Here is a 21,948-nt window from a genome sequence, read left to right as displayed (position 1 = left end):
TGCCTGACCGGATCAGGCGCGGGTCCACAAGGCATTCTCGCCCAGTTTTTCAACGAAAGCTTCATGTGCTGCGCGTTCATCCTCGGTGATCCGGGATGGTAATGGCCTGCTGCGCGGTGTGGCTCGCCAATCATCGCTGCCTCCGTCCGCAGAAGATGTGGATGTCGACAGACCAAAATCAGGCTGCCGTCCACCGATCAATTCCAGATAAACCTCGGCCAGAATTTCCGAGTCGAGCAACGCGCCGTGCAGCACACGGTTCGAGTTGTCGATATTGAAGCGACGGCACAGCGCATCCAGTGACGCCGGAGAGCCGGGGAACCGTTTACGGGCAATTGCCAGTGTATCCAACGCCTGCTCCATCGGGATAAGCGGGGCACCCATCCATTTCAGCTCGGCATTCAGGAACTTCATGTCGAATGAGGCGTTGTGGATCACTAACCGCGCATCGCCAACAAATTCGCGAAACCCATGGCCAACCTTTGCAAAGACCGGCTTGTCTTTCAGCGTCACTTCGCCCTTTTCCGGCGGGCGCGGGGTGTCCAGCAGATCGGGACCAATACCATGCACGCCAAACGCCTCTTCCGGCATCGAGCGTTCAGGGTTGATATAGACGTGATAGGTTTCACCGGTGGCAACGTGGTTCCACAGCTCAACGGCGCCGATTTCCACGATCCGATCCCCGCTTTCGGGGTCAAACCCGGTGGTTTCGGTATCCAGTACAATCTCACGCATGTGCCATCCCCGCCCGTATCTGCCTGACCACATCCTGCACCTGCGCGCGGGCGTGGTCCAGAGTATCGGTCACGATCACAAAATCCGACCGCGCGCATTTTTCATCGTTTGGCATCTGCTTGGCGCGGATTTGCTCGAACTGCGCCTCGGTCATCGTGCCCCGTTCCATAACGCGTCGCTTTTGGTCTTCGGCCGGGACCGAAACGCAGGCCACCGCATCCATTGCTGCATCACCGCCCGTTTCAAACAAAAGCGGAATATCGAACACCAGGATGTCGCTTGTAGCGCTTTCGCGAAATTCTGCGCGGTCAGCAGCGACCAGTGGATGCACAATCGCCTCAATCGTTTTCAACGTGGCCGGGTCATCCGCGATAATCCGTTTCAACGCGTCTCGGCTGACCACCCCATCAAGTATCGCATCAGGAAAGGCTGCCCGCATTGGTTCAACCGCTGCTCCATCAATAGCATACAGCCGATGCACTGCCGCATCCGCATCCCACAATGCGCACCCTTCTTCAACGAACATCTGCGCTGTGGTGCTTTTCCCCATACCGATTGAGCCTGTCAGGCCAAGCGCAAAACTCATGCCAGGGCCGCCGCGCGCGTATCCGCGTCTACTTCGGGGCGGACCCCAAACCAGCGTTCAAACCCGGGAACGGCCTGATGCAGCAACATCCCGAGACCATCGACCGTGGTGCATCCGGCCTCCTCAGCAGTTTGCAGCAGGCGGGTTTTCAACGGAGCATAGACCAGGTCCGTTACCACGGCACCGGGCTGCAACCCATCCAACGGCACGCGCAGCTCTGGCTGGCCCTGCATCCCCAGTGAGGTCGTATTGACCACCAGTTCGGCATTTTCGATGACATTCCCCGCCTGAACCCAATCGACCACGCGAATGCGTTGGCCGAACTCTTCCTTCAGATGATCCGCGCGGGCGCGGGTTCGGTTGGTCAGCAGGATTTCCGGCACCCCGGCATCAGACAAGGCCTGCAAAACGGCACGGGCAGCACCCCCGGCACCAAACACAACCGCCGGGCCATCTTTCGCATTCCAGTCAGGTGCGCCACTGCGCAGGTTTTCCATAAACCCGTACCCGTCGGTGTTATCTGCATGTATCGAACCATCAGTTCGGAACACCAGTGTATTTGCAGCACCGATCACGGTTGCACGGTCAGAAACGTGATCTGCGATCTTCAACGCCGCTTCTTTGTGCGGAACGGTCACGTTGGCCCCGACAAAGCCCGCTTTGGGCAGGGCTCGCAGCACAGTCTCCAGATCAGCAGAGGCGACGTCCATCGGGATATAATGCCCGGCAAGCCCATAGGTCTTTAACCAATGGCCGTGCAGCTTGGGAGAGCGCGAATGCCCGATGGGATGCCCAATCACTCCGGCCAAAGGAACCCGATTGTCCGTCATTGCTCGATCATCCCTTTGACAGCCAGAAAGTTGAGAAGCTCTAACAGGGGCATACCCAAAACGTTAAAATAGTCGCCGTCAATGGTGGCGAACAGGCGAACGCCTTCTTCTTCCAGCTTGTAGGCTCCGACGGCATGGCGAATGCTGTCCCAGTTCCGCGCAACATAGTCTTTCAGATAGGCATCGGAACTGGCCCGCATCCGCAAACGCACTTGCCCTACATGCCTCCAGATCGGCTCACCGTCCTGATAGATCACAGCTGCGGACAAAAGCATGTGCCGCTTGCCGCGCATGGCTTTCAGTTGGGCCAGCGCCTGTTCCGGGGTTTCGGGCTTTGACAGCAGCTGCCCTTCGAAATCCAGCACCTGATCACACCCGATCACCATGGCGCCGGGGTTCTTGTCGCTGACCTTACGCGCTTTGATCTCAGCCAGCGTATCAGCAATATCGCGTGGTGAGGCATCCTCTGCCAGCAACGCCCTTTTGACCGCCTCTTCATCCACGCGCGCCGTTTGAACCGCAAACGGCACACCTGCGTTCCTGAGCAATTGCGCGCGAATAACGGATCCCGAAGCCAGAAGAATGGGGACAGACATGTGGAAAACCCCGTGTGCAAATCGATGAGAGTTCTGGGGTGTTTTGTATGGTTTTCCGGTTGACACGCAACCCTGGGAATTTTGTGGCAAAGATCCCCGAGTCGCTCAAATCTCATCCTGTTGGGACAAGGATAACTCCAACTCTTGGGATAACAGATCTATCCAGCGATACCCATCGGGTTATCCACAGATCAAGTATGGCAGAACCATTGTAAATATTTGATTTTTATATTAATTTCCCACTATCAACAGAATCACTGGCGATCTCAGATATTCTGTCCCCTTGGGGAAAACGCTAGGGTAAAAAAGTAATCCACGGATTTTTGGCACCCTACAAAACCATCATCCTTTTTCTTTTCTTATTTTTTTATTAGGGAGAGTTCCGAACAACGTTCGGAGCCGGCATGACAGACCTTCTTTTCACGATTTACCCGTGGGTGAAGTCATTACATATCATGGCCGTGATCTCATGGATGGCGGGCTTGTTCTATTTACCAAGACTGTTTGTTTATCATGTCGAAAAAGCGCAGGCCTTAGAGGGTGCGCAAGACATCTTCTTTGAAATGGAAGACAAGCTGCTGCGGGTGATCATGCGCCCCGCGATGGTTGTAACCTGGGTATGCGGGCTGATCATGGTGTTCACACCGGGGATCGTCGGATGGGATTTTGCATGGCCCTGGGTCAAAGGTGCGGGCGTGATCGCGATGACCTGGTTCCACCATTGGCTTATGGCCCGAAGGAAGGATTTCCTGGCAGGCCAGAATAAGCTCACTGGGCGGCAGTATCGCATGATGAACGAGGTTCCGACCATTCTGATGGTTGCCATCGTTCTGGCGGTCATTCTGAAGTTCTGAACGCCTGTTTGACTCCGAACGGCGCTGCGCTTATGTAGATCACAACACGCCCGTCCGGGCGGCGTATTTTCCGTACTGAAATTCCACTTCAAGCCGCGTTCTCAGCGGTGAAGGTATGTATCATGTCCAATGAATCCCTGAATCTGGCCGACCTGAAAGCCAAAAGCCCCAAAGACCTTCTGGCCATGGCCGAAGAGCTGGAGATCGAAAACGCCTCGACCATGCGCAAGGGCGAAATGATGTTCCAGATTCTGCGCGAACGTGCCGATGATGGCTGGACCGTCGGCGGTGATGGCGTACTGGAAGTGCTACAGGACGGGTTCGGCTTTCTGCGCTCGCCCGAGGCGAACTATCTGCCGGGTCCTGACGATATCTATGTCTCGCCCGATATGATCCGTCTGCACTCATTGCGGACCGGGGACACGGTCGAGGGCGAGATCAAGGCGCCGGATGAGAATGAGCGTTATTTCGCGCTAACCAAAGTCACCATGATCAACTTTGAAGATCCCGAAAAGGCCAAGCACAAGATCCTGTTCGACAACCTGACGCCTCTGTACCCGGATGAGCGTCTGAAGATGGAAATCGAAGACCCCACCATCAAGGATAAGTCAGCGCGCGTGATCGATCTGGTTGCGCCGATCGGTAAAGGTCAGCGTTCATTGATCGTGGCACCGCCGCGGACCGGTAAAACCGTGATCCTGCAGAACATCGCGCATTCGATCGAACAGAACCACCCGGAGTGTTATCTGATCGTCCTGCTGATCGACGAACGCCCGGAAGAAGTGACCGACATGCAGCGCTCGGTTAAGGGTGAGGTTGTGTCGTCAACCTTCGATGAGCCCGCAACGCGTCACGTGGCCGTGTCGGAGATGGTCATTGAAAAGGCCAAGCGTTTGGTCGAACATAAACGAGATGTTGTTATTCTTCTCGACTCGATCACAAGACTTGGTAGGGCGTTTAACACCGTTGTTCCGTCCTCGGGTAAAGTTCTGACCGGTGGTGTGGATGCGAATGCGTTGCAGCGGCCCAAGCGTTTCTTCGGTGCGGCCCGGAATATTGAAGAGGGCGGATCGCTGACCATTATCGCCACCGCACTGATCGATACCGGCAGCCGGATGGACGAGGTGATCTTTGAAGAATTCAAAGGTACAGGTAACTCGGAAATCGTTCTGGACCGCAAGATTGCAGACAAACGCGTGTTCCCGGCGATCGACATCCTCAAATCCGGTACTCGGAAAGAGGACCTGCTGGTCGACAAGGGCGATCTGGCCAAGACCTTCGTTCTGCGCCGTATCCTCAATCCGATGGGCACCACCGACGCAATCGAGTTCTTGTTGTCGAAGTTGAAACAGACGAAGACAAACGGCGAGTTCTTCGATTCGATGAACACCTGACACAGGTCTTAGACCCCAGCGAGGCCTTCGAATGGATACGATATTCGCCTTGGCCAGCGCGCAAGGCAAAGCAGGGGTGGCGGTCATTCGCCTCTCTGGCCCCGAAGCACATTCCGCAGCCGCATGTCTGTGCGACACGGAACTGCCCAAGCGGGGAATGGTTTTGCGCATCCTGCGGGACCAGGATGGATCACGACTGGATGATGGTCTGGTTCTGACCTTTCAGGCACCGGCAAGTTTCACCGGTGAAGACGTGGCAGAACTTCAGATCCATGGCAGCACGGCCTCGGTCAATGCGGTTCTGCGCTGTTTGTCGAACACCGATGGTCTACGACTGGCGGACCCGGGTGAGTTCACACGCCGGGCCCTTGAAAATGGTAAGATGGATTTGACACAGGTCGAAGGCCTGGCAGACCTGATTGACGCGGAAACCGAGGCACAGCGTAAGCAGGCCCAAACCATTCTGGCCGGTGAGCTTGGCACGCTGGCCGAGCGCTGGCGGCGCGATTTGATCCGCGCGGCATCGTTGCTGGAAGCGGTCATAGATTTCGCTGATGAAGACGTCCCCACTGACGTCACGCCGGAAGTCCGTAGTTTGACAAGCGGAGTTCTGGCAGATCTTCGTCGAGAAGCTGATGGGGTGAAAATCGCCGAGCGTATTCGTACCGGATTTGAGGTGGCTATTGTCGGCCTTCCTAATGCAGGTAAATCAACCCTGCTGAACGCGCTTGCGGGGCGCGAGGCTGCGATTACTTCGGAATACGCAGGCACGACCCGGGACGTGATTGAGGTTCGAATGGATCTGGCTGGTTTGCCGGTGACATTGCTGGATACGGCCGGGTTGCGGGATACTGAAGATCACGTCGAAAATCTTGGGATCGAGCTGGCTCGAAAACGGGCAGATGCGGCGGACCTGCGTGTTTTCCTGGCCGAAGCACCGGAAGATCTGGGTGTGGCCATGCAGGACGGCGATATCCACGTTCTACCCAAAGCGGACCTGCGTGTGGGTACAACTGAGGGTGTTTCGGGAAAGACAGGACAGGGGATTGACGCGCTTGTAGACCAGATTTCGTGGGTCTTGAGTGATAGAACCACAACACATGGTATTGCCACGCGTGAACGCCACCGCGCTGCGATGAATAAGGCATCGGATTCACTTGCTGCTGCGATCACGGTTCTGGAATCAGGCCCGGACCTGTATGATATCGCTGCGGAGGAGTTAAGAACCGCCATACGGGCACTTGAATCTCTGGTTGGCAGAATAGATGTCGAAACACTGTTGGATGAAATCTTCTCCAGCTTTTGTTTGGGAAAATAAGGATTGTTTCACGTGAAACATTCAAACATTGATGTCATCGTGGTTGGGGCTGGTCATGCCGGTACGGAGGCTGCGCACGCCGCTGCCAGGATGGGTGCGAAAACCGCTTTGGTGACATTATCCGCGACCGATATCGGTGTCATGTCCTGTAACCCGGCCATCGGCGGGTTGGGGAAGGGACATCTGGTACGAGAGATTGACGCGCTAGATGGTGTAATGGGCCGTGTCGCTGACCAGGCTGGTATCCAGTTCCGACTGCTGAACCGGAGAAAAGGTCCGGCTGTTCAGGGTCCCAGAACGCAGGCTGATCGCGCCTTGTACCGGGCGGCGATGCAAAACGAAATCAGCAATCGGGAAAACCTGTCCGTTATCGTTGGGGAGGTTGTAGATTTTCTGATGGACGGACACCGTGTCGCCGGTGTCGTGCTCGGAGATGGGTCGGAAGTGATCGCCAAAGCCGTTGTTCTGACTTCCGGAACCTTCCTGCGCGGCGTCATCCATATCGGCGACGTGTCACGGGCTGGTGGGCGGATGGGAGATTGCCCGTCAATAAAACTGGCCGAGAGGTTGGATAGCTATAACCTTCCGCTGGGACGCTTGAAAACCGGCACACCGCCGCGTCTGGATGGGCGCACGATCAACTGGTCGGGTTTGGAAAAACAAGACGGGGATGAGGACCCGACCTTGTTTTCTTTCCTGTCAACATCGGTTGTCGCGCCTCAGATTTCCTGCGGTATTACACACACCAATGCAAAGACGCATGAAATCATCGAAGCAAACCTCTCAAAATCGGCGATGTATGGTGGCCATATCGATGGCATAGGTCCAAGATACTGCCCTTCGATCGAAGACAAGATTGTGCGCTTTGCAGATAAGGACTCGCATCAGGTTTTCCTTGAGCCCGAAGGCGTAAATGACCACACGATTTACCCCAACGGTATTTCAACGTCACTGCCTCAGGACGTGCAGTTGGAATATGTTCGGTCGATCAAAGGGCTTGAAAAGGCGAATATTCTGCAACCGGGCTATGCGATTGAATATGATTATGTGGACCCTCGTATCTTAACCGCGTCCTTGTCGCTACCCGACGTTCCGGGACTATATCTGGCAGGGCAGATCAACGGAACCACAGGATATGAGGAAGCCGCAGCACAAGGGATGGTCGCCGGCCTCAATGCGGCGCTGGATGTACTGGGCCGCGAACCGGTCATTTTCACCAGATCAGACAGCTATATCGGCGTGATGATAGACGACCTGACGACCCGTGGTGTGGCAGAGCCCTATCGAATGTTTACCTCCAGAGCTGAATTCCGTCTGTCTTTGCGGGCAGACAATGCCGATCAACGGTTGACACCGATTGGGTTGGAACTTGGTTGTGTCGGAGAGAAGCGACAGGCATATTTTGAAAAGAAAATGAGCCAGCTTGATGCGGCGAAATCCAAGTTGACCGCACGCACATACACACCCAAGGAAGTTCTTTCGGCTGGGATCAACGTCAACCAGGATGGAAACCGCCGAGATGGAATGGCGATTCTGGCATTTCCGGATACATCCTTCGAGGACTTATTCCCTCTGATACCTGATCTACAAGATGTTGATGTGGCGATCCGGCTTCAAATCGAACGCGACGCGCTTTACGCAAACTATATCGATCGGCAAAAGCGCGATGTTGAGGCCATGAAGCGGGATGAATCCTATGTTATCCCACGTGAGTTTGACTATTTTGGCTTGGACGGGCTGTCTTCTGAGATGAAGCAAAAACTGTCGCAGGCCAAGCCGTCGAACATAGCGCAAGCAAGCCGTGTCGAAGGTGTTACTCCGGCTGCCCTGACCCTTGTTCTGGCGAAATTGCGCCGGGATCAACGAGCACGTCAGGCATGACGGTCGATTATTCCAAGTTTGATGGCTTGAATGTTTCACGTGAAACATTTGAGCGTCTGAAAATCTATGTTGATCTGGTGAACCACTGGAACCCCAGGATAAATCTTGTTTCGCGCAATAGCCTGGAATTCATTTGGGATCGGCATATTCTGGATTCTGTCCAGGTTTTTCGATGCGCTGAAACGTTTGACACCTGGGTGGACCTTGGCAGTGGCGGCGGGTTCCCCGGGATGGTGTGCGCCATTATTGCGGCCGAGGAAGTTCCGGCCGCCAGTTTCTCTCTTGTGGAAAGCGACCAGCGAAAATCGGCATTTCTGCGTAACGTTGCCCGTGAATGTGGCGTGTCGTGTAAAGTGATTTCCAAGCGGATTGAGGTGGTTGAACCCCTCGGCGCAAACATCGTTTCGGCGCGCGCGCTGGCGGATTTGCGTACATTGTTATCATTTTGTGACAGACATTTAGGTGAAAACGGGACCGCGCTGTTGCCCAAAGGTGCAAACTGGAAAAAAGAGCTGGATGAGGCGCGTGAGGAATGGAATTTCGATGCTGAGGCCATTACAAGTTTAACTGAACCTCAGGCCGTTATCCTTAAGATCAAAGGAGTATCACGTGGTTGATCTGTCTCGACCGTCCGGACCCCGGATAATAGCGGTTGCCAATCAGAAGGGCGGAGTAGGGAAAACAACCACAGCGATCAACCTGGCGGCCGGACTGGCCGAAGCTGGTTGCAGGGTATTGGTGGTTGACCTCGATCCACAAGGGAACGCATCCACCGGATTAGGGGTCGAAGATCGGGATTGGACCACTTATGACCTCATTCTGGACGACGCGCCTTTGGAGGCAGTGGTTCAGGAGACGGAGATCGAGAACCTTTTGGTTGTCCCTGCAACGGTTGACCTGAGCTCGGCGGATATCGAGCTGATTTCCAACGAAAAACGCAGCTATCTTTTGCATGATGCGCTGCGTCAGACGGCGGTGGACGCGTTTGAGCTGGATTTCATCCTGATTGATTGCCCGCCGTCACTGAACCTCTTGACGGTAAACGCGATGGTTGCCGCCCATTCTGTCCTTGTGCCGCTGCAAAGTGAGTTCTTTGCGCTGGAGGGCCTTTCGCAATTGATGCTGACGATTCGGGAGGTCCGGCAAACCGCGAATCCAGACCTGAGAATCGAAGGTGTTGTGTTGACCATGTATGACAACCGCAACAACTTGTCCCGTCAGGTCGAAAAGGATGCGCGTGACAATTTGGGCGAGATGGTTTTTAAAACAAAGATACCCAGGAATGTGCGGGTCAGCGAGGCGCCATCCTATGCGCTGCCGGTATTGCAGTATGACTCGGGATCACTTGGTGCGATGGCGTATCGGCATCTGGCCCGTGAGATCATGCATAAGAACAACAAGACCGCAGCATGAGCGGTGGAGAGGAGGCCGACATGAGCACCAGGAAAGCGAAATCCAGAGGGTTGGGCCGCGGATTATCCGCACTCATGGCGGACGTTAATCCAGAGGCGGGTAACCGCATACCATCTGACGTGCGCAGACCTGATCTGAAGGTTCCGATTGAAAAGCTGAAGGCAAACCCAAATCAGCCGCGACGCACATTTCAGCCCGAACAATTGGATGAGCTTGCCGCGTCGGTTCGGGAAAAAGGTATCATCCAACCCTTGATCGTACGTCCAACAGGGGTCGGAGAATACGAAATCGTCGCTGGTGAACGCCGGTGGCGGGCTGCTCAGATGGCGCAGCTGCACGAGATCCCTGTGATTGTGCGCGAATTCGATGATACCGAGGTACTGGAAGTTGCGATCATCGAAAACATCCAGCGCGCTGATCTGAACGCGGTGGAAGAGGCTGCCGGATACAGGCAGTTGATGGATCGCTTTGGCCACACGCAGGAAAAGCTTGCTGAGGCTTTGGGGAAAAGCCGCAGCCATATTGCGAACCTGTTGCGGCTTTTGTCTCTGCCAATTGACGTGCAAACTCTTGTTATCGAAGGGAAATTATCGGCTGGTCATGCGCGTGCACTGATTACGGCGGATAATCCCTCGGAATTGGCAAAGCAGATCGTCAAGGATGGTCTGTCTGTGCGCGCGACCGAAGCGCTGGTCAAGAAACAGCAGCAGGGCGACACTGCACGACCTGCTCCCAGATCCAGGAATCTGGATGCCGGAAAAGATGCTGATACACGCGCGCTGGAAAAAGACCTGTCTGCGATTCTGGCAATGAATGTATCAATCAACCACAAGGCGGGAACAGAATCCGGTCAGGTTGTTCTGACATATGAAAACCTGGATCAGCTTGACGATCTTTGTGCAAAGCTCAGCCGTTAGGGCGGGTCCAGATAAATATCAGGACGCCGCCCAGAACAATGACCTGAAGGATCAGCACGAAGGGCGGAACGGATAGGAGCAAAGACACCCCTAAAACGGCGGCGACCGATAAGGTTGCTGCCTTTTTTGCGGCCGGGCGTATTGCGCCCGAACTCTGCCAATCCAGTATCATTGGCCCGAAAATCCGGTGCGACAGAAGCCAGTTGTGCAACCGTGAAGAGGATCGCGCAAAGAAAAACGCTGCCAGCAACAAAAACGGAACCGTTGGAAGAAGAGGCAGAACAACCCCAATCGCGGCCATCGCAACGCAAAGCAATCCCAGCCCCGCCCAAAGATACTGCATATCTAGCCCATCAATTCCCGGATTACAGCATTCAGCACGGCGCGCCCCGCTGGTGTTGCTCTGAGCCTGTTGTTATCACGTTCAATCATATTAATGCCGACCAGATGGTCCACGGTTTCGTCTGGAAGTGGACGGCCCGACAGGGCCTCCCACCTATCTACATCTAGTCCTTCTGAAATCCTCATGCCCATCATAAGGTATTCGTTCGCCTGATCTTCAAGCGAAAGGACATAGCGTTTCTTTTCTCCGCAACCCTTCGTGGCGGCGTCAAGCCAACGTTGCGGGTTCAGATGGGTCTCGGTCGCGTGTTTTTGACCATCCACAGTAATCCGCCCATGAGCGCCGGGGCCAATGCCGACATAATCCCCATAACGCCAATAGACCAGATTGTGCTGCGACTCTGCACCGGGGCGGGCGTGGTTGGACACCTCATAGGCGGGCAGGCCGTGTTTCTCGCAAATCTCTTGTGTTGCAAGGTACATGTCGGCCGCACTGTCATCTTCGGGCAAGCCGCGCAGTTTTCCGACAGCATAACGATCGCCAAAAGCGGTGCCATCTTCGATTGTCAGTTGATACAGCGACAGGTGATCCACGGCCATGGACAAAGCTTCGTTCAACTCGGCCCGCCAGGCATCCAGCGTTTGGTGCTGTCTGGCATAGATCAGGTCAAAGCTGACCCGTTCAAAACAATCACGGGCGATGTCAAAGGCAGCGCGGGCCTCGGCCACAGTGTGAATCCGCCCCAAGCGGCGCAGGTCTTCGTCGTTGAGCGCCTGCACGCCCATCGATATCCGGTTGACACCTGCATCACGATAGGCCGCGAACCGCCCGGCCTCGACCGATCCGGGATTTGCCTCCAGCGTGATTTCCATGGTGTTGGAAGGGCGCCAGAGCGCACGGGCCTCACCAATCACGGCAGCAACGGTTTCCGGGTCCATCAGCGACGGGGTTCCACCGCCGAAAAAGATCGTGTTGAGCACTCGATCCGGGGTTTCGACGGCCGAGCGCCGCAATTCGCTCAGATAGGCGTCACGCCATTGTTTTTGATCGATATTCTTGGAAACATGGCTGTTGAAGTCGCAATAGGGGCATTTGGCCTCGCAAAAGGGCCAATGTACGTACAGGCCAAAGCCCCCGTTGCGCCAATCATCCGCCAAAGCAGCCTTTCACGAACTTCTCAACCGCGCGACCGCGATGGCTGATCTTGTTCTTTTCCCAGCGATCCATCTCGGCAAAGGTAATGTCGTATCCTTCGGGAACAAACATCGGGTCATAGCCGAATCCACCTTCGCCGCGGATGGGCCAGACCAAATGACCGGGGGCAATGCCTTCAAACACCTCATCATGCCCATCAGGCCAGGCCAGCACCAGTGTGCTTCGGAATTGCGCTGTGCGGGGATGGGGGGCGTTCTTTGCCTCTAGCTCAGTATGGGCGCGGGTCATCGCCATCAGGAAGTCGCGCCCATTGGCGGTTTCGGCCCAATCCGCGGTATAAACACCCGGCGCGCCGTCCAGCGCGTCGATGGTGATTCCGGAATCGTCTGACAGGGCAGGCAGCCCGGTGGCCTTTGCGGCGGCGTGGGCCTTGATCCGGGCATTGCCGACAAAGGTGTCCTCGGTCTCTTCCGGTTCGGGCAGGTCCATGTCCGCCGCACCTACAACCGTCACGCCAAAAGGTTCGAGGAGATGCGCCATCTCCTCAAGCTTGCCTTTGTTGTGGGTCGCGACCAGCAGCCTGTCGCTGTCAAACTTACGGGTCATGCGGTGGCGGCTTTCTGGGCAGCGGCCAGCTCGGCAACGCCTTTTTCCGCCAGATCCACTAGCTGATCCATCTGGGCGCGGCTGAAAACAGAACCTTCGGCGCTCATCTGGACTTCGATCAGTTTACCTGACCCGGTCATGATAAAGTTGCCGTCGACACCGGCCTCGCTGTCTTCCGGATAGTCAAGGTCCAGCACAGGCTGGCCCGCATAGATCCCGCAGGACACGGCGGCGACCGGATCAACCAGCGGATCTGAAATCACGTCACCTGCTTTCATCAGCTTGTTGACGGCCAATCGCAGCGCAACCCAGCCGCCGGTGATCGAGGCACAGCGGGTGCCGCCATCGGCCTGGATCACATCGCAATCAACGGTGATCTGCCGTTCGCCAAGTGCAACCCGGTCGACGCCTGCCCGCAGGGCGCGACCGATCAGGCGTTGGATTTCCACTGTCCGCCCGCCTTGCTTGCCCGAGGCCGCTTCACGCCGCATCCGGGTGTTGGTGGCGCGGGGCAGCATACCGTATTCGGCGGTGACCCAGCCTAGCCCCGAACCCTTGATGAAAGGGGGTACCCGATCTTCGATCGTGGCGGTGCACAGCACATGGGTGTCGCCCATCTTGATCAGGCAGGAACCTTCGGCATGTTTGGTGAACCCCGTTTCAATTGAAACGGCGCGCATTTCACTTAAGTCTCTTCCAGAGGGTCGCATGGGAAATCCTTTGTTTGCTGGGTTGGGGATACCGCCCCGCAGCGTTACGATGCAACCCCGATTGACCTTTCATTTGCCTGCTATTTAATGATGAACCAGCAGGGGAAAACGCATGAGTGAAGCGAGCAAAATTCTGGACGAGATGAACGACCGGTCACGCGAGGTGTTCCGGTTGATCGTCGAAAGTTATCTGGAAAGCGGAGAGCCGGTTGGAAGCCGCACCCTGACACGTACCCTGTCTGAAAAAGTCAGTGCCGCAACCGTGCGCAATGTGATGCAGGACCTGGAGTTTCTGGGCCTTCTGGACAGCCCGCATATCAGCGCGGGCCGGGTACCGACGCAGCAAGGTCTGCGGATGTTCGTGGACGGTTTGCTTGAGGTTGGCGATCTGGGCGTCGACGACAAGCAAAAACTGGAAGAGACTTTAGGCTCTAACACGGGTGATGTTGGCGGAATGTTGGATCGGGTCGGGTCAGCTCTGTCACACGTGACACAAGGTGCGTCGCTGGTTCTTACGCCTAAGCATGAAGCCGAAATAAAACATATCGAATTTGTCTCTTTGGGGCATGACAAGGCTTTGGTGGTGCTGGTTTTTTCTGACGGCCATGTCGAAAACCGCCTGTTCACACCACCGCCCGGCCAGACGCCCAGTTCGATGCGCGAGGCTGCGAATTTTCTGAATGCGCTGATTGAGGGGCGCACACTCAGTGAAGTGCGCCGTCAGATGCAGAAACAGATTCAGGCACGCAAGCAGGAAATAGATGCGCTGGCGCGCGAGCTGGTCGAAAGCGGGCTGGCGGCCTGGGACGGAGACGGAGCCGACTCGGCCCGTTTGATCGTGCGGGGGCGGGCGAATCTGTTGAACGAACCCGGTCAGGCCGGAGAGTTGGAGCGTATTCGCAGCCTGTTTGATGATCTGGAGCGCAAGCGCGACATCGCGGATTTCCTCGAATTGACGGAAGGCGGCGAGGGTGTGCGCATTTTTATTGGGTCTGAGAACAAACTTTTCTCACTTTCGGGTTCCTCTTTGGTGGTGTCTCCATATATGAACGCTGATCGAAAGATAATCGGTGCGGTCGGGGTCATCGGACCCACGCGTCTGAATTATGGACGGATCGTGCCGATCGTGGATTATACGGCGCAACTGGTCGGCAAGCTGATATCCGACCGGAGCTAGAGGGTAAGAGATGGCAGAGCCCAAGAACGAAGATTTTCTGGACGATATCATGGCGGCAGAAGCGGAAGAGCTGGCCGAGGAGTTTGCTGAGATCAGTGACGAGGCGTTGGAGCTGGACGAGCTGCGCGCTGAGCGGGATGAGTATAAAGACAAATTCATGCGCGCGCTTGCTGACGCCGAGAACGCGCGCAAACGCGGTGACAAGGCGCGCCGCGATGCCGAACAGTATGGCGGTTCCAAGCTGGCCCGTGATATGCTGCCCGTCTACGACAACATGAAGCGCGCGCTCGAGGCCGCGACCGACGAGCAGAAAGAGGTTGCCGCTGGACTGCTGGAAGGCGTCGAACTGACCATGCGTGCCCTGAAGGATGTGTTCCAGAAACACGGGATCGAAGTGATTACACCCCAGGTTGGCGACCGGTTTGATCCGAATGTGCACGAAGCAATGTTCGAGGCCCCGGTCCCGGGCACGCGGGCAGGGGACATCATCCAGGTGTCCGCCGAAGGTTTCATGCTGCACGACCGACTGTTGCGTCCGGCTCAGGTCGGGGTCTCTTCAACGCCAGCAAGCTGATTGGCTTTTCAAAGCCAAGCCTTCGGCGAGAGTATTTTTGAAAAGATGAAGGGCGGTCAGGATCTGGCCGCCTCTTTCAATTTGTAGATCAGATCCAACGCCTCGCGCGGGGTCAGTTCGTCGGGCAGGACACCCTCCAGCATCTCGGTCACTGGCGAGGTTTTCGGTGCGGGCGGGGGTGGCGGCGCGGCTGCCGAGAACAGCGGCAGGTCGTCAATCAGCGCCTTTTGCTTGCCGCCTTCGCGTTCGGTTTTTTCAAGCTGGTCCAGAACCACCCGGGCACGTTCGACGACAGAAGCGGGTAAACCGGCCAGCTGCGCAACCTGCACCCCATAAGACCGATCAGCCGCGCCCTTGTGAACCTCGTGCAGGAAGATGACTTCGCCATCCCACTCTTTGACCGCTACGGTGGCGTTATCGACACCTTCGAGTTTGCCAGCCAAAGCCGTAAGCTCATGATAATGCGTGGCAAACAATGCGCGACATTTGTTGGCCGCGTGCAGGTGTTCCAATGTGGCCCAGGCGATGGACAGGCCGTCATAGGTGGCGGTGCCACGACCGATTTCGTCCAGGATCACCAATGCGCGGTCATCGGCCTGATTCAGAATGGAGGCGGTTTCGACCATCTCGACCATGAAGGTCGACCGCCCCCGCGCCAGATCGTCCGAGGCTCCGACGCGGCTGAACAGCTGACTGACGACGCCAATATGCGCCTCTTCGGCCGGAACATAGCTGCCCATTTGGGCAAGTAGTGCGATCAGGGCGTTCTGGCGCAGAAAGGTTGACTTACCGGCCATGTTCGGACCCGTCAGTAACCATATCGCTGCGCCGTTTTCGACGGTCAGATCGCAATCATTGGAAATGAATGCATCGCCGCTTTGCCGCCGGAGGGCGTGTTCCACAACCGGGTGTCGACCGCCCTGCACATTGAATGCGCGAGAGGCATCAACCCTTGGACGGCACCAGTTTTCACCCCGCGCAAGATCAGCCAGAGCGGTCGTCAGGTCCAGTTCGGCAAGCCCGCGGGCGGCTTGATTCAATCGGGAAGCGAGGTCCAAAATAGCGCCGGAAAGCCTTTGATAGAGCCGCTTTTCAATCTCCAGCGCCAGATTTCCGGCGTTCAGGATACGCGTTTCGATCTCGGACAGTTCGACGGTTGTAAACCGCACCTGATTAGCTGTCGTCTGGCGATGGATGTAGGTTTCGCTAAAGGGTGGGTTCAGCATCTTTTCGGCATGGGTGGCCGTGGTTTCGATGAAGTAGCCCAGCACGTTGTTGTGCTTAATTTTCAGCGAGGTGATGCCGGTGTGTTCGACATATTTTCGTTGAAACCCGGCGATGACGGACCGGCCTTCGTCGCGCAGGGTGCGGGCCTCGTCCAGTTCAGCGTCAAAACCTGGCGCGATAAAGCCTCCGTCGCGGGTCAGAAGCGGGGGTTCGGCCACCAGCGCCTCGTCCAGTAAAGTCAGCAAGTCATCGAAACCAACGAGGTTCTGAAGCGCGGTTGCCAGCAACACCGGCAAATCCTGATCCGCGCAGATTTCGGCAATCGTGACTGCCTGTGTCAAACCATTGCGAATGGCTGTCAGATCACGAGGTCCGCCGCGCTCGAGCGACAAACGCGACAGGGCGCGGTCCAGATCCGGGGTTTTGCGCAAGGCTTCGCGCAGATCAGACGCGATCAGGCTGTCACCAGCGGCGAAACTGACTGCATCAAGCCGGGCATGGATCACATCCAGATTTCGAGAAGGGCTTGAAAGCCGCTGTTCCAGCAATCGCGCGCCACCGGGGGTAACGGTCCGGTCTACGACAGAAAGAAGCGACCCTGCGCGCCCGCCGGACAGCGAGCGGGTCAGCTCCAGATTGCGACGTGTGGCGGCGTCGATCTGAACGACTCGATCCTCAGATTCTTTCAGCGGCGTTTGCAGCAGGGGCAGTTTGCCCTTTTGCGTAATCTCCAGATAGTCGATCAGCGCGCCCATCGCGGACACTTCGGCGCGGCCGAAATTGCCGAACGCGTCCAAGGCGCCCACGTGAAACAGCCCGCAGATGCGCTTTTCCGCCGCCGTGCTGTCGAAGCTGGCGCGCCCGACCGGGGTCAGTGAAATTCCCAGATCAACCTGCATTTCGTTCAGCTTTTCCTGCGCCCCATCGGCCACGATCAGTTCAGAGGGCGCAAGCCGGGCAAGCTCGGGGCTGAGCCGGACCGAGGTCAGGGGCATCACGTGAAACGCGCCCGTTGAAATATCAGCCCAGGCAAGCGCGGCCTCGTCCCGGACCTCGGCATAGGCAGCCAGAAAGTTGTGCCGGCGCGCCTCAAGCAGCGCATCTTCGGTCAGTGTTCCGGGTGTGACCAGTCGCACGACATCACGCTTTACGACCGATTTAGAGCCTCTTTTCTTCGCTTCGGCCGGGCTTTCCATCTGTTCGCAGACCGCAACGCGAAAGCCCTTGCGGATCAGTGTCAGAAGGTATCCTTCGGCCGAATGCACCGGCACGCCGCACATCGGGATGTCTTCGTCATTGTGCTTGCCACGCTTGGTCAGCGCGATATCCAGCGCTTCGGCAGCGTTGACGGCATCCTCGAAGAACATCTCGTAGAAATCACCCATGCGATAAAACAGCAGGGCATCCGCGTGGGCCTGTTTGATTTCGAGGTATTGCGCCATCATTGGCGTGACTGTGGACAAAATCGGCCCCCTTTTGGCGTATTCCGGGCGCGACCTTACAAATCCCGCATCTTCTGTAAAAGCCGAAAACTCATTCTCGTTGAGGCGGGCGTTCTCCTGCGCTATGAGGCGTCAGCCCTGAAGTCATGGAAACGACATTTAAGATGCCCAAAGCGAAGATCACCAAAGAAGAGGCATTGGCCTTTCACCTGGACCCCACCCCCGGCAAGTGGGAGGTGCAGGCCACCGTCCCCATGACAACGCAGCGTGACCTGTCGCTGGCCTACAGCCCGGGCGTGGCCGTTCCCTGCGAGGCCATCGCGGAAAACCCGGAAACGGCCTATGACTATACCAACAAGGGCAACCTGGTGGCCGTAATCTCGAACGGGACGGCGGTGCTGGGCCTTGGTAACCTTGGCGCGCTGGGCTCGAAACCGGTGATGGAAGGCAAATCGGTCCTGTTCAAACGGTTCGCCGACGTGAACTCGATCGATATCGAGCTGGACACCGAAGACCCGGATGAATTCTGCCGTGCAGTGCGTCTGATGGGGCCAACCTTTGGCGGCATCAATCTGGAAGACATCAAAGCGCCCGAGTGTTTCATCATCGAACAGCGCCTGAAGGAAGAGATGGACATCCCCGTCTTTCACGATGACCAGCACGGCACAGCCGTGATCTGTGCTGCGGGCCTGCTGAACGCGCTGCATATCTCGGGTAAGAAGATCGAGGACGTGAAAATCGTTCTGAATGGCGCAGGTGCGGCTGGGATTGCCTGTATCGAGCTGCTCAAGGCAATGGGCGCGCGGCACGAAAACTGCATTGTCTGCGATACCAAAGGCGTGATCTATCAGGGCCGGACCGAGGGCATGAACCAGTGGAAATCGGCCCACGCGATCACAACCGACTTGCGCACATTGGAAGACGCGATGAAGGGGGCGGATGTGTTCCTGGGCGTTTCGGTGAAAGGCGCGGTCACGCAGGATATGGTCGCCAGCATGGCCGACAATCCTGTCATCTTTGCGATGGCCAACCCCGACCCCGAGATCACTCCGGAAGAAGCGCACGAGGTTCGCGTGGATGCGATCGTTGCCACCGGGCGCAGCGACTATCCAAACCAAGTGAATAACGTTTTGGGTTTCCCCTACCTGTTCCGCGGTGCGTTGGACATTCACGCCCGCGCCATCAATGATGAGATGAAGATCGCCTGTGCCCACGCACTTGCAAATCTGGCGCGCGAGGATGTGCCGGATGAGGTCGCAATGGCCTATGGCAAGTCGCTGACCTTTGGGCGTGACTATATCATCCCCACCCCGTTCGACCCGCGTTTGATCCACCGCATTCCGCCGGCTGTTGCCAGGGCGGGGATGGACACCGGTGCCGCGCGCCGTCCGATCATCGACATGGACGCGTATGAGCTGAGTCTGAAATCCCGGATGGACCCGACCGCCAGCATCCTGCGCGGTCTGAACGCCCGAGCGCGTCAGGCGCAAAGCCGCATGATTTTCGCCGAGGGCGACGATCCCCGGGTATTGCGCGCAGCGGTCATGTATCAGCGGTCTGGTTTCGGCAAGGCGCTTGTGGTGGGTCGGCCGGACGATGTGAAGACCAAACTGGAAGCAACGGGCCTGGGCGACGCTGTGCGTGAAATCGAGGTCGTGAATGCGGCCAATACCACGCATCTCGAAACCTATTCGAACTTCCTGTATCAGCGCCTGCAGCGTAAGGGCTTTGACCGCAAAGATATTCACCGTCTGGCCGCACGGGACAGGCACGTGTTTTCCTCGCTGATGCTGGCCCATGGGCATGGTGATGGTCTTGTCACTGGCGCAACCCGCAAGTCCGCGCATGTGCTTGACCGGATCAACCATGTGTTTGATGCCGATGCAGCCAACGGTGCCGCCGGTGTGACAGCTTTGCTGCATAAAGGCCGGATTGTTCTGATTGGCGACACGTTGGTACATGAATGGCCCGACGAAAACGATCTGGCGAATATTGCCGAGCGTTCGGCCGCAGTTGCCCGGCATATGGGGCTGGAGCCGCGCGTCGCTTTTGTCAGCTTCTCGACCTTTGGCTATCCGGTGTCAGAACGTGCCGAAAAGATGCACCGCGCCCCGGCTGTTCTGGATCGGCGCGGCGTCGACTTTGAATACGAGGGTGAAATGACGGTGGACGTCGCCCTGAACATCGAACAGCAAGCGGCCTATCCGTTCTCGCGCCTGACCGGTCCGGCGAATATCCTGATCGTTCCGGCCCGGCATTCGGCATCAATCTCGACCAAGCTGATGCAGGAAATGGGTGGTGCGACCGTGATTGGCCCGATCCTGTCAGGCATCGACAAGCCGATCCAGATCTGCTCGACCGTCTCGACCGCAAACGATATTCTGAACATGGCCATTCTGGCCTCTTGCGACATCGGATAAATCATGACGATCTGGAATCTCGGCTCGATCAACGCGGATATGGTCTATGACCTGCCGCATCTGCCTGCACCGGGGGAAACTCTGGCTGCCCGTAGGCTGGATCGGTTCCTGGGCGGCAAGGGGGCCAACATGTCGGTGGCCGCGGCGCGTGCGGGATCACGCGTCAGCCATATAGGTGCCGTGGGGCCCGATGGGCGCTGGGCCAAGGATCGACTGACGGAATATGGTGTGGATACGCGCCATATCTCTGAGGTGGATGTTCCCACAGGCCACGCCATCATTGCGGTGGATGCCGAGGGTGAGAACCTGATTATCCTGTATCCCGGGGCCAATCACGCATTGGAACCCGCCCATCTGGGGCAGGCGCTGGCCTCGGCAAACACCGGTGATCTGCTGATCTTGCAGAATGAAACCAATGCCCAGGTCGAGGCGGCGCAGCTGGGGCGCAAGCTTGGCCTGACCGTCTGTTATGCCGCGGCCCCGTTTCAGGCACCGGCCGTTCAGGGCGTTCTGCCTTATCTGGATTTCTTGATCCTGAATGAGGTGGAGGCTGAACAGCTGCGCCAGGAAACCGGTCAGAGCATTGCTGATCTGCCTGTTCGGCATGTCATTGTTACCCTCGGCTCAAAAGGCGCAAGGTATTTGCAGCAGGGCAACGATCCGGTCGAGTTTCCCGCGCATAAGGTGCGGGCGGTGGATACCACAGGGGCAGGCGACACCTTCACCGGCTATGTGCTGGCGGGCATGGATCGCGGAATGCCAATGGAGCAGGCCATTTTGCAGGCAAACCGCGCCGCAGCCCTGATGGTCATGCGGCACGGAACGGCGGATGTCATTCCCGATCTGAAAGAAGTGCGTGACGCATCCTTTGACTAGGACCCTGCAAATGGGGCATCCCCGCCCCAAAGCTGCTTGACGCGCGCGTCACGACCACAGGCTTTGCGATACGCTTTGTAGGCGTTGTGCTGGCGCTTTGGTCCAAAGCGGGTAAGGACCAGTTTGTTGCCTTTGTAATAATCCTGATGATACGCTTCGGCGGGGTAAAAGGGTCCTGCGCTCAGAACAGGGGTGACAACGGTCTGGCCCAGCGCTTGCTGTGCGTCTGCTATGGCTTGTTCTGCCAACGCCTTTTCGCCTGTGTTAGAGACGAATATCGCAGTTCGATAGCTGTCGCCCCGATCGCAGAACTGGCCACCTGCGTCTGTCGGATCAACCGAGCGGAAAAACATGTTCAGAAGTGACGCGCGAGAGACCCGCGCCGGATCGAACGTGATCTGAACCGCCTCGTAGTGGCCGGTTCCCCCTTTTGAAACCTGATCATATGTCGGGTCCGCAGATGTGCCGCCGGTATATCCGGACACCGCCCCGATTACGCCGGGCACGGATTCGAAATCGGATTCCACGCACCAGAAACACCCGCCAGCCACCGTCAGCGTTTCGGTTCCCGCAGCCGGGGCAGGCAGCGCGCGCAACAGTGCAGCCAATGCAATCAGTGTAAACAGAAGGGCTGGTCTGACGGTTTCAAAATAAGCAGTCCGCATCATGACAGGTCTCCTTTTTAAGGTGAGATTGACGCGGGTTCGACCCCCTTGCAATTGCCTGTCATGCAATGTCACGCGCTGGTGAGACGAGTTTATCGTCTGCGATCATGTGTAAACGGCCCACTTGCAGGGCGGGCGAAACCACCGTTCATTTGCGACGGATCATGCGCGATAGGTATCCCGATGGGGAACCGCAGCACACCGCGGGTGAGACCGCCAGTCTGGCTGG

At 57.0% G+C, this 21,948-nt stretch carries 21 protein-coding genes; 11 read left to right on the top strand and 10 right to left on the bottom strand.

What is annotated here, in order from left to right; translation table 11 throughout:
• Positions 1-12: 12 nt before the first annotated feature.
• The 4 genes from dnaQ to AC2FPW_RS18365 are packed head-to-tail and all read right to left on the bottom strand — an operon-like array spanning position 13 to position 2,747.
• Positions 13-735 (bottom strand): DNA polymerase III subunit epsilon, encoded by a 723-nt coding sequence (gene dnaQ, locus AC2FPW_RS18380; protein ID WP_267364721.1) that lies wholly within the window; start codon positions 733-735, stop codon positions 13-15.
• A complete protein-coding gene (gene coaE, locus AC2FPW_RS18375; RefSeq protein WP_496814873.1) occupies positions 728-1,321 on the bottom strand; it encodes a dephospho-CoA kinase in 594 nt (197 codons plus the stop codon). Before coaE ends, dnaQ begins: the two co-directional genes overlap by 8 nt.
• Positions 1,318-2,151: a shikimate dehydrogenase gene (locus tag AC2FPW_RS18370; RefSeq protein WP_496814872.1), complete on the bottom strand. Its 834-nt coding sequence runs from the start codon at positions 2,149-2,151 to the stop codon at positions 1,318-1,320. Before AC2FPW_RS18370 ends, coaE begins: the two co-directional genes overlap by 4 nt.
• On the bottom strand, positions 2,148-2,747 hold the full coding sequence (locus tag AC2FPW_RS18365) for a Maf family protein (protein ID WP_496814871.1): 600 nt from the start codon (positions 2,745-2,747) through the stop codon (positions 2,148-2,150). Before AC2FPW_RS18365 ends, AC2FPW_RS18370 begins: the two co-directional genes overlap by 4 nt.
• A 404-nt stretch (positions 2,748-3,151) precedes the next feature.
• Here AC2FPW_RS18365 and AC2FPW_RS18360 point away from each other — a divergent pair, with 404 nt between their 5' ends.
• From AC2FPW_RS18360 to AC2FPW_RS18330, 7 genes are all read left to right on the top strand, one after another.
• Positions 3,152-3,601 (top strand): CopD family protein, encoded by a 450-nt coding sequence (locus AC2FPW_RS18360; RefSeq protein WP_496814870.1) that lies wholly within the window; start codon positions 3,152-3,154, stop codon positions 3,599-3,601.
• Positions 3,602-3,723: 122 nt separating this feature from the next.
• Positions 3,724-4,995, top strand: coding sequence for a transcription termination factor Rho (rho, locus tag AC2FPW_RS18355; RefSeq protein WP_267364726.1), 1,272 nt, complete (start codon positions 3,724-3,726; stop codon positions 4,993-4,995).
• A gap of 31 nt (positions 4,996-5,026) precedes the next feature.
• On the top strand, positions 5,027-6,313 hold the full coding sequence (gene mnmE, locus AC2FPW_RS18350; protein ID WP_496814869.1) for a tRNA uridine-5-carboxymethylaminomethyl(34) synthesis GTPase MnmE: 1,287 nt from the start codon (positions 5,027-5,029) through the stop codon (positions 6,311-6,313).
• A gap of 3 nt (positions 6,314-6,316) precedes the next feature.
• Positions 6,317-8,194, top strand: coding sequence for a tRNA uridine-5-carboxymethylaminomethyl(34) synthesis enzyme MnmG (gene mnmG / locus AC2FPW_RS18345; RefSeq protein ID WP_496814868.1), 1,878 nt, complete (start codon positions 6,317-6,319; stop codon positions 8,192-8,194).
• Positions 8,191-8,811: a 16S rRNA (guanine(527)-N(7))-methyltransferase RsmG gene (gene rsmG, locus AC2FPW_RS18340; protein ID WP_480482530.1), complete on the top strand. Its 621-nt coding sequence runs from the start codon at positions 8,191-8,193 to the stop codon at positions 8,809-8,811. The genes mnmG and rsmG overlap by 4 nt, the downstream gene beginning before the upstream one ends.
• The gene (locus tag AC2FPW_RS18335; RefSeq protein ID WP_209506882.1) at positions 8,804-9,607 is read left to right on the top strand and encodes a ParA family protein; all 804 of its coding nucleotides are present in this window, start codon (positions 8,804-8,806) and stop codon (positions 9,605-9,607) included. Before rsmG ends, AC2FPW_RS18335 begins: the two co-directional genes overlap by 8 nt.
• Positions 9,608-9,627: 20 nt before the next feature.
• Positions 9,628-10,524 carry a ParB/RepB/Spo0J family partition protein gene (locus tag AC2FPW_RS18330; RefSeq protein WP_496814867.1) on the top strand — a complete coding sequence of 299 codons (897 nt, stop codon included), beginning with the start codon at positions 9,628-9,630 and terminating at the stop codon, positions 10,522-10,524.
• On the opposite strand, the gene AC2FPW_RS18325 is transcribed toward AC2FPW_RS18330, so the two are convergent.
• The 4 genes from AC2FPW_RS18325 to rph are packed head-to-tail and all read right to left on the bottom strand — an operon-like array spanning position 10,514 to position 13,338.
• A complete protein-coding gene (locus AC2FPW_RS18325; protein ID WP_480482526.1) occupies positions 10,514-10,867 on the bottom strand; it encodes a YbaN family protein in 354 nt (117 codons plus the stop codon). The genes AC2FPW_RS18330 and AC2FPW_RS18325 overlap by 11 nt on opposite strands.
• Before the next feature lie 2 nt (positions 10,868-10,869).
• Positions 10,870-12,024, bottom strand: a complete 1,155-nt coding sequence (gene hemW / locus AC2FPW_RS18320) for a radical SAM family heme chaperone HemW (RefSeq protein WP_496814866.1) — start codon at positions 12,022-12,024, stop codon at positions 10,870-10,872.
• Positions 12,014-12,628, bottom strand: a complete 615-nt coding sequence (gene rdgB, locus AC2FPW_RS18315; RefSeq protein WP_480482522.1) for an RdgB/HAM1 family non-canonical purine NTP pyrophosphatase — start codon at positions 12,626-12,628, stop codon at positions 12,014-12,016. Before rdgB ends, hemW begins: the two co-directional genes overlap by 11 nt.
• Entirely contained in the window at positions 12,625-13,338 is a 714-nt protein-coding gene (gene rph / locus AC2FPW_RS18310) for a ribonuclease PH (protein WP_267363729.1), read from the bottom strand. The genes rdgB and rph overlap by 4 nt, the downstream gene beginning before the upstream one ends.
• A gap of 112 nt (positions 13,339-13,450) precedes the next feature.
• Here rph and hrcA point away from each other — a divergent pair, with 112 nt between their 5' ends.
• Both hrcA and AC2FPW_RS18300 read left to right on the top strand, forming a co-directional pair.
• On the top strand, positions 13,451-14,515 hold the full coding sequence (gene hrcA, locus AC2FPW_RS18305) for a heat-inducible transcriptional repressor HrcA (RefSeq protein WP_209506888.1): 1,065 nt from the start codon (positions 13,451-13,453) through the stop codon (positions 14,513-14,515).
• 10 nt (positions 14,516-14,525) lie between these two features.
• Positions 14,526-15,089 carry a nucleotide exchange factor GrpE gene (locus AC2FPW_RS18300; RefSeq protein ID WP_480494021.1) on the top strand — a complete coding sequence of 188 codons (564 nt, stop codon included), beginning with the start codon at positions 14,526-14,528 and terminating at the stop codon, positions 15,087-15,089.
• Between the two features lie 56 nt (positions 15,090-15,145).
• Here the strand turns inward: AC2FPW_RS18300 and mutS are convergent, their stop codons facing one another.
• Complete coding sequence (gene mutS / locus AC2FPW_RS18295) at positions 15,146-17,761, bottom strand: DNA mismatch repair protein MutS (protein WP_496814971.1); 2,616 nt, start codon at positions 17,759-17,761, stop codon at positions 15,146-15,148.
• A 161-nt stretch (positions 17,762-17,922) separates the two neighbouring features.
• Here mutS and AC2FPW_RS18290 point away from each other — a divergent pair, with 161 nt between their 5' ends.
• Positions 17,923-20,178, top strand: a complete 2,256-nt coding sequence (locus AC2FPW_RS18290; RefSeq protein ID WP_267363735.1) for an NADP-dependent malic enzyme — start codon at positions 17,923-17,925, stop codon at positions 20,176-20,178.
• Positions 20,179-20,181: 3 nt separating this feature from the next.
• Positions 20,182-21,054 carry a ribokinase gene (locus AC2FPW_RS18285; RefSeq protein WP_496814865.1) on the top strand — a complete coding sequence of 291 codons (873 nt, stop codon included), beginning with the start codon at positions 20,182-20,184 and terminating at the stop codon, positions 21,052-21,054.
• On the opposite strand, the gene msrA is transcribed toward AC2FPW_RS18285, so the two are convergent.
• Positions 21,051-21,722 carry a peptide-methionine (S)-S-oxide reductase MsrA gene (gene msrA, locus AC2FPW_RS18280; RefSeq protein WP_496814864.1) on the bottom strand — a complete coding sequence of 224 codons (672 nt, stop codon included), beginning with the start codon at positions 21,720-21,722 and terminating at the stop codon, positions 21,051-21,053. The genes AC2FPW_RS18285 and msrA overlap by 4 nt on opposite strands.
• Between the last annotated feature and the right edge of the window lie 226 nt (positions 21,723-21,948).

The organism is Ruegeria sp. SATB027 (assembly GCF_059613825.1).
This window is presented reverse-complemented; position numbering and strand designations above follow the sequence as displayed.

Coding starts and splice junctions, on each gene's coding strand:
- AC2FPW_RS18290 (WP_267363735.1), top strand. CDS start 17,923: ATGCCCAAAGCGAAGATCACCAAAGAAGAGGCATTGGCCTTTCACCTG.
- rph (WP_267363729.1), bottom strand. CDS start 13,338: ATGCGACCCTCTGGAAGAGACTTAAGTGAAATGCGCGCCGTTTCAATT.
- coaE (WP_496814873.1), bottom strand. CDS start 1,321: ATGAGTTTTGCGCTTGGCCTGACAGGCTCAATCGGTATGGGGAAAAGC.
- AC2FPW_RS18365 (WP_496814871.1), bottom strand. CDS start 2,747: ATGTCTGTCCCCATTCTTCTGGCTTCGGGATCCGTTATTCGCGCGCAA.
- mnmE (WP_496814869.1), top strand. CDS start 5,027: ATGGATACGATATTCGCCTTGGCCAGCGCGCAAGGCAAAGCAGGGGTG.
- rho (WP_267364726.1), top strand. CDS start 3,724: ATGTCCAATGAATCCCTGAATCTGGCCGACCTGAAAGCCAAAAGCCCC.
- msrA (WP_496814864.1), bottom strand. CDS start 21,722: ATGATGCGGACTGCTTATTTTGAAACCGTCAGACCAGCCCTTCTGTTT.
- AC2FPW_RS18330 (WP_496814867.1), top strand. CDS start 9,628: ATGAGCACCAGGAAAGCGAAATCCAGAGGGTTGGGCCGCGGATTATCC.
- mutS (WP_496814971.1), bottom strand. CDS start 17,761: ATGATGGCGCAATACCTCGAAATCAAACAGGCCCACGCGGATGCCCTG.
- AC2FPW_RS18370 (WP_496814872.1), bottom strand. CDS start 2,151: ATGACGGACAATCGGGTTCCTTTGGCCGGAGTGATTGGGCATCCCATC.
- AC2FPW_RS18285 (WP_496814865.1), top strand. CDS start 20,182: ATGACGATCTGGAATCTCGGCTCGATCAACGCGGATATGGTCTATGAC.
- dnaQ (WP_267364721.1), bottom strand. CDS start 735: ATGCGTGAGATTGTACTGGATACCGAAACCACCGGGTTTGACCCCGAA.
- rsmG (WP_480482530.1), top strand. CDS start 8,191: ATGACGGTCGATTATTCCAAGTTTGATGGCTTGAATGTTTCACGTGAA.
- hrcA (WP_209506888.1), top strand. CDS start 13,451: ATGAGTGAAGCGAGCAAAATTCTGGACGAGATGAACGACCGGTCACGC.
- AC2FPW_RS18300 (WP_480494021.1), top strand. CDS start 14,526: ATGGCAGAGCCCAAGAACGAAGATTTTCTGGACGATATCATGGCGGCA.
- AC2FPW_RS18360 (WP_496814870.1), top strand. CDS start 3,152: ATGACAGACCTTCTTTTCACGATTTACCCGTGGGTGAAGTCATTACAT.
- AC2FPW_RS18325 (WP_480482526.1), bottom strand. CDS start 10,867: ATGCAGTATCTTTGGGCGGGGCTGGGATTGCTTTGCGTTGCGATGGCC.
- rdgB (WP_480482522.1), bottom strand. CDS start 12,628: ATGACCCGTAAGTTTGACAGCGACAGGCTGCTGGTCGCGACCCACAAC.